Here is a 6,802-nt window from a genome sequence, read left to right as displayed (position 1 = left end):
ATGCAGGCGGACACAACTCGTTCCCGACCCGCATGGGCGACGACATCATCGCCTATGCCCTGCCCGATCAGAAATGATCTGACAGGACCATTGAGGTCATGAAAAAGGGGAAGTGCTTTCGGGCACTTCCCCTTTTTTCGTTCTGGGAGGCTGGCAAAAATAGAAGTTGTTACATAAAGTAACACAAATATCCCAGGACGAGAGACATATCATGAGGCTGCCTATCACCCGCTCCGCCCTTGTCATGGTCACTCTTGTGGCTGGCAGTACGGTGGCTGCACAGGCCGAGGATCATCTTCTCGGCTCCATGCTGGATCCCCATCATCACGGGGAGCTCATCTACCCACCTGCCGAACTTGAACAGCGCAGGAACGGAACGGCTCATATCCGCTGCACCATCAGCCCAGCCGGATTTCCAACCGAATGTCAGACCACGGCCTCGCAACCGGACTTTGCTCTGGCGGTCGAAAATCTGGCCTATACGTCAAATTTCCTGCCAGCTTATGAAGGGAGCGCCCCCATCCAGAGCACATGGGAAAAGACCTACACGTTCCATGCCTTCCCTGACCTGACAAAGCCCCTCCTCGACAAGACTCACCTGATGAGATTACCCCATTATCCTGAGGCTGCTGATGTGGCTGGCATTGGCGGCCATATCTCCGTCACCTGCCAGATCGATCAGATTGGCGTAGCTCATGACTGCACTGCCAGTGACGGTCCTGCCATCCTGCAGCGCGCCTCGCTCGCCTATTTCGGCCTGGCACGTTACTACCCGGCCCTTAAGGACGGACAGCCCGTTCCAGGACAGTATCATGGCACTATCGACTGGGATCCAACCCACCCGGTGGATCAGAAGGGTTTCCGTTAATCGCCGGAAATCGAAGCAACCTGGACCTTGTTCGAAACGTATTGCATTCTTCTCGGAACGCCGGGACATGGGTCACAGTCTCATGGCCTGGCTCTGCTCTGGAGACCATAGCCCATGTCCTTCCGTCGCCTCTCCGTTGCCGCCCTCGCCGTTCTGGCGCTCGGTGCCCAGATGGCTCACGCCAAGCCCTGTCGTGACGACAAGGGCAAGTTCGTCAAATGTGAAGCGCCGCAAAAGCCCAAACCCTGCCGTGACAGACAGGGCAAGTTCACGAAATGCCCGCCGCCCGTCAGTGGCACGCCGCCTGTGAACGGCCCTGCCCCGTCAGCAGCCCCACCTTACAGCATGACCGGCGGCAAGATCCCGTCCGCTTCGGAAAATCACCCGCAGTAAGACCCTGAAACACCCCCGCAGGCTCCCCGCCCATGGGGGTGTTTCCTATTTAGGTGGAAGCGCGTTTCTGAATGGCCTGCGCCATGGCTTCGACTCCGTTGCCCCGGTTCGTCGAAAGCGCCTTGACCAGTCCCATGTCGTGCAGAAACACCGGACTGGTGGCAAGGATCTCCGATTTCGGCCGGCCGGAATAAACCCTCAGCAGCAACGCCACGAGCCCCTGAACGATCGCAGCATCAGACGCACCGGCAAAAAACAGCTTTCCGTCCCGTTCGACAGCTTCAAGCCAGACCTGACTCTGACAGCCCGGTACACGATGGGTATCGTCCTGCCATTCTTCCGGAAAGGGCGGAAGCTTGCGCCCCATCTCGATGATGTACTGATACCGTTCCATCCAGTCATCAAACAGGCCAAGTTCCGCCTCGATCTCTTCGATGGCAGCAGCAGCCGTGTCTTCTTGGGGAACAAGATAGGCATCACTCACGCGTCACAATCTCCAATTTACAGGCTTGATGCCGTCAGTCCATCCGGTGGCCGGGGTCATCTACACAGCGGCCAGCCTGCGCTCACGAAGCGCTGGCGTCCGCAAAGTGCATGGTTTGCGCAATCGCCCTCTGCAGCCCCGCCTGCGTAAAGGGCTTGGGCAAGAGAAGACCGTTTTCCGGAGCCGGCATATCATCTGTGTGCCCACTGATAAACAGGACCTTCAATCCGGGAACGGCCTTCAGCAATGCTCTCGCACAGGTCAGACCATCATGATCCGGCATCCGCATATCGATGATCGCCAGTTCAAACGGAGAGGCCGGATCCACCTGCTCCAGCGCCTCTTCCAGTGAGGCAACAGCGGTAACCTCATGTCCATCCTGCGCAAGGAAACCCGCAGTCACCATCCGCACAGACGCTTCGTCGTCCAACACCAGAACCTTCAGCCGCCGCTTGACTTTCGCCCTGTGAGGTTCATCCGGAACAGCCCGTTCCTGCCCAACCCGCGCAACCGGCAGCAGCAGCGTCATGCGGGTTCCCTTGCCCACCACACTGTCGACAGCGATTTCGCCATAACTCCGGCTGAGAAAACCATAGACACTCGACAGGCCAAGCCCCGTCCCGCGGCCCACATCCTTGGTCGTAAAAAACGGATCAAATATTCTTGCCGCGACCTCTGGCGGCATACCTGCCCCTTCATCCACGACCTCGAGCGCCACCGCCCGATCCGGACAGCATTCTGCGGGCAGATCGGTCCGTTTCTGATCGACCACACGGGCACTGATCCGCACGGCGCCACCGTCCGCCATTGCGTCCCGCGCATTCACGCACAGATTCAGAAGCGCCATTTCCAGTTGATCCGCATCCGACCAGACCGGCGGCAGATTCACCGGAAACTCCTCGATACACAGCGCACACGGAGCAGAAGCCGCCGGAACACCCCGTTTCTTGAGACTCTGACGCAGAAGATCCGTCAGACCCGGCAACAACTGTTCCAGCGACACCGCCGTCAGACGCGCTTCGCGTGGACGACCGAACTGAAGCAGCCGCCGTGTCAGCACAGCCCCGCGCTGCGCGGAAGCCGCAGCATTGCGCAGCAGTGCCAGAGAAGCCTCATCAAGATCGGCAATATCTTCCAGAAGCTCCAGAGACCCCGAGATCGCCGCGAGAAGATTGTTGAAATCATGCGCGATCCCTCCCGCAAGCGTTCCGAGAGACTGAAGCTTCTCCGCCTGCCGGAGCCTTGATTCCATGATGACGCGCGATGTCACATCCCGGTCCATGCTGACCTGCCAGGCCTCCGCAGGAGAGGCTCCTTCCGGCCAGGCCAGCGCCAGCCGCGTCAGTTCATGCCAGCGCGTGGACGTCTTGCCATTACCCTCCGTCACGACTTCCCCGACCAGACGCTCTTCCTGCCCCGATCTGCGGACATCCTCACGCATCGCTGCGATCTCGGGCCACAGAGTTTCCGGGAAATGAGCCTGCTCGATTTCGGCGCCGCTTTCCGCCTCGTCCCGCACATTGCTGCGGATGCACCGCCCGTCCCCATCCGAAAAGACCAGCCCGATCGGAAGCGCTTCCATCAGCCCGCGCAGAAGCGCCTGCTCCGTCCTCAACGCCCGCTGCGCCAGACAATGCTGCGTCACCTCGCCAACCAGCGACCGCAGTGCATCGGAGTCCCAGGGCTTGTGTACATAAGCCTGCACCTGCCCCTGGTTCAGAGCCGATACAACAGCTTCGAGATCCGCATATCCCGTCAGAAGAATACTGCGCGCATCCGAAAAGGCGCGGGCCTGCATCAGGAGCTGATCTCCGGTCAGTCCGGGCATCCGCTGATCGGAAATGATGGTCGCAACATCCCTGTGCTCGCGCAACAGATCCAGCGCATGCAACGGATCCGTCGTGGACAGGATTTCATACTGGTCTTCCAGCAGATCCGTCAGGGCGACGAGGATTTCCTCCTCATCATCAACAAGCAGAATCAGGGGACGGGACGGTCCCTTTGCACTCCAGAAAGTCATGCTGCGCGACCAGTCGCCACCGGTCCCTCCTCGGTCATGCGAACGGGAAGGCTCAGCCGGAAACACGCTCCGATACCATGCCCGCCCGGCAGATTGGCGTCCGTTACCTCAATCGCACCGTCATGCGCCTCCATGACGCTGTAGGCAATGGCCAGCCCCAGACCCGTCCCCGTTCCAACGGGTTTCGTCGTGAAAAACGGATCAAAAATCCGCGTTCGCAGTTCATGCGGCAGCCCCGGTCCGTCATCACTGACACTCATTTCGTATCGTCCGTTCTCCAGACGCGACGCAATGACGATCCTGCCGCGCACCACATCGCCATCCCCGGACATATCCGCAAGCGCATCGGCCGCGTTGGAAATGATGTTCATGACAACCTGATTGAGAAACGCCGGCTGACAGACCAGTTCAGCCGGCGCCTGAAGATCTTTCTCCACCATGATCCCCGGCCCCAGCTTGTGAGCCAGAAGAGCAAGCGCCGTCTCCAGAGCCGCGGGAACATCGACTTTCTGGAACGAACTTTCATCAAGCCGCGAAAAGCGCCGCAGACTCAGCACGAGGTTCTGAATGCGCTGCAACCCCAGCTTCATGGAGTCCAGCCGGGACATACCCTTTTTCGTCAGGGACATCGCTTCCTCGGAGGCATTCACCCCCTGCAACCGCTTGAGCGTCCGCGTCACGGTATCCGCATGCGCAATCGTGAAGGCGAGCGGATTGTTGATCTCATGCGCAATGCCCGCCACCAGCTCACCCAGAGACGCCATTTTCGCCGTCTGCACGAGCTTGGACTGTGCCTGAAGGAGCCGTTCGTTCGTTCGCGCCAGTTCCATGTTGGCCTGCGCCAGCGCCTCGGCCATTTCCGCCTTGGCACGCGCAGCCTCCAGTGTCAGGGCGTTCTGCTGACGCTCAATTTCCTGCTGGCGAAACTCGTCCTGCGCCATCCTGCGCTGGGCCAGTGTCCGGATGCGCATGGCCAGTGCCTCGAGCGCAATATCGCTGGGCACGAGATCATCAATCCCGGCCTCAAAGAACTCGCCCGAAGATTGCCGCCTGAAGCGGGACGCCTCCACGATTCCCAACGTCCGGAACGGTATCCCGCCGGCTTCCAGAACCGCCTGCCGACGAGCATCCAGAAGACGGCAGAACTTCAGGTCCTCGTCCCCACTCCCGAGTTCGAGCACCAGACAGTCCGGACTATCCGCCCCCCGCAGCCAGCCTCCCTCGATCAGATCATCGGACCGCTCGATGGAGGTGACGGTATGCCCGTCACGCCACAGCAGTTCCCCCAGAGTGGTCTCGGGAACATCCTCGGCAACCTCCTCCTCGTCTTCGTCCTCACGCGGAGAATTGACAATCACGATCCGCGCCCGGCGCAACCGGGACGCTTCATCAACCTGCAAAAGCTCAGGCCCTTCGCGCAGAAGAGCCCGCATCCGCAGAACCATCAGGTCAGGATGCGCCGATTTGGAAATATAGGCGTCCGCGCCACTCTCCAGCCCCTCACGCTCCACCCCAGGCGAAGCATCCTCGGTCAGCATCAGGATCGGAATATTGCGGGTCAGCGCATCCAGACGAAGCCGCCGCGCAAGCTGCCCGCCACTCATGCCCGGCAGTTCGGTACAGGCGACCACCAGTTCGGGCATCACCTCCTCGATCCTACCAAGAGCCTCCTCGCCACTTGTGGCGCAGGTGAGGGCAAACCCTTCCTTGACCAGAACCCGGGCAATCTGCCGGGCATGGTCGCAAACGGGTTCCACCAGAACCACCCGCGGCATGTTCGACGTCGCCAGAGGCAGCTCGAACTCAGGAAAAGGCATGACGGCACGGGAAAGTTTGCATTGGCGATCTCTTGCAGCTAGTCCGAAGTGAACCATTCGTCCGATTTCAGGGACGAAGACTAACTCCCGTTGCCGGACCACTGGAAGCCATAATCTATGGACATGCAGCCCCCACCCCATATCACGGACCGTCTGCTCGGCAGCAGAAGTCGCAGCGATTCATCCCTTACAACCTCATCCATGATCCGGATGGGCGTGTGGTCCGTCTGTTATTTCGCTTTCTATCTGGCCCAGCAGGTGGCCGAACTTCTGGCCCCCCTGCTGCTCATTCTGGGGCTGGGCTGGTATATCCTTCCCCACATCGTCAATGCCATCACCACAAGCGCAGCCAGTGCGGACCCGCAGGCCCGTGACATCATGAACCATGTCGCCGGCACCCTGCCGAACCATCTCCAGATCGGCAGTCACCTGATCACGCCGGGCTCTCTCATCTTCGACGGCATCCTGCTCATGGCCATCGCCGCCATAGGCGCCACGGTTTCGGCCCTCGCAGCCCGCAACATGTAAGAGGCGTCGGGGTCAGGAAAAATGCCCGACCCCAGGCAGAACACCGAAAATGCCGGCGCTCTTGCAGTACCACAGCGCCGCAACGCCGGACCCGGCCAGCACAAGACTGGCGCCCCAGGCCGCAATCCAGACACCCGTAGATCCGATCATCGACGGCCTGGTCGTGTCCATCCGTGTCTGCACGTCACCGGCAGAGCGCGAATGAAGAACCGCAGAACGCCGGGGACTGTTCCGCTTGGCCATCCCTCCTGCTGCCCGGGACTGTCCTCCCTTCCCGGACTCCGCCGCTTCCGCAACGACAGGCGCGATATCGCTTTCCTCTTCCGGAACCTCGAAGGCATCAGGTGCGGCGGCAGGAACAGGATCAGAAACAGGAACATCGGACGCCGCTTCCGGCTCTACAGCCGTTGCAGCAACCTCCCAGCTATCGCCGCAGTTCGCGCAGCGCAGCCGCTTGACCCCTTTTGCCAGCGCCTCCGGAACCTCAAAGACCGCATGACAGTGGGGGCATTCAATGCGCATTCAATCAATCCCTTCGACAGCCGGCTCCGATCCGGCCTAGCCTGACCTGTGTGCTTGCCTGTTATGACGAAATGATCGTTATTAAATGGTTAATAGATTACCCGTATTTCCAATGAAAGCCTCATGATCCGCCTCCTGAATGTCTCGATGATGCCCCCCGGCGTGGGACA

The 6,802-nt window shown here is 60.2% G+C and carries 7 protein-coding genes; 3 read left to right on the top strand and 4 right to left on the bottom strand.

Annotation, left to right across the window (positions count from 1 at the left end):
* The first annotated feature begins 211 nt into the window (after positions 1–211).
* Both ABF859_RS15190 and ABF859_RS15185 read left to right on the top strand, forming a co-directional pair.
* On the top strand, positions 212–868 hold the full coding sequence (locus ABF859_RS15190) for an energy transducer TonB (protein ID WP_415528472.1): 657 nt from the start codon (positions 212–214) through the stop codon (positions 866–868).
* Positions 869–982: 114 nt separating this feature from the next.
* On the top strand, positions 983–1,261 hold the full coding sequence (locus ABF859_RS15185) for a hypothetical protein (RefSeq protein WP_415528471.1): 279 nt from the start codon (positions 983–985) through the stop codon (positions 1,259–1,261).
* A gap of 49 nt (positions 1,262–1,310) precedes the next feature.
* Here ABF859_RS15185 and ABF859_RS15180 read toward each other — a convergent pair whose 3' ends face one another.
* The 3 genes from ABF859_RS15180 to ABF859_RS15170 all read right to left on the bottom strand — a co-directional run bounded on the left by ABF859_RS15180 (position 1,311) and on the right by ABF859_RS15170 (position 5,582).
* A complete protein-coding gene (locus ABF859_RS15180; protein WP_415528470.1) occupies positions 1,311–1,745 on the bottom strand; it encodes a SufE family protein in 435 nt (144 codons plus the stop codon).
* Positions 1,746–1,827: 82 nt separating this feature from the next.
* Positions 1,828–3,765 carry a response regulator gene (locus ABF859_RS15175; protein WP_415528469.1) on the bottom strand — a complete coding sequence of 646 codons (1,938 nt, stop codon included), beginning with the start codon at positions 3,763–3,765 and terminating at the stop codon, positions 1,828–1,830.
* Positions 3,762–5,582 carry an ATP-binding protein gene (locus ABF859_RS15170; RefSeq protein ID WP_415528468.1) on the bottom strand — a complete coding sequence of 607 codons (1,821 nt, stop codon included), beginning with the start codon at positions 5,580–5,582 and terminating at the stop codon, positions 3,762–3,764. Before ABF859_RS15170 ends, ABF859_RS15175 begins: the two co-directional genes overlap by 4 nt.
* 117 nt (positions 5,583–5,699) lie before the next feature.
* Here ABF859_RS15170 and ABF859_RS15165 point away from each other — a divergent pair, with 117 nt between their 5' ends.
* Positions 5,700–6,110 carry a hypothetical protein gene (locus tag ABF859_RS15165; RefSeq protein WP_415528467.1) on the top strand — a complete coding sequence of 137 codons (411 nt, stop codon included), beginning with the start codon at positions 5,700–5,702 and terminating at the stop codon, positions 6,108–6,110.
* A gap of 12 nt (positions 6,111–6,122) precedes the next feature.
* On the opposite strand, the gene ABF859_RS15160 is transcribed toward ABF859_RS15165, so the two are convergent.
* Positions 6,123–6,632: a zinc-ribbon domain-containing protein gene (locus ABF859_RS15160; protein WP_415528466.1), complete on the bottom strand. Its 510-nt coding sequence runs from the start codon at positions 6,630–6,632 to the stop codon at positions 6,123–6,125.
* Positions 6,633–6,802 lie beyond the last annotated feature (170 nt).

Source organism: Gluconobacter sp. (assembly GCF_047722525.1).
Lineage (GTDB): Bacteria > Pseudomonadota > Alphaproteobacteria > Acetobacterales > Acetobacteraceae > Gluconobacter.
Note: the sequence above shows the minus strand (reverse complement) of the source record. Positions and strands in the feature narration are given on the sequence as shown.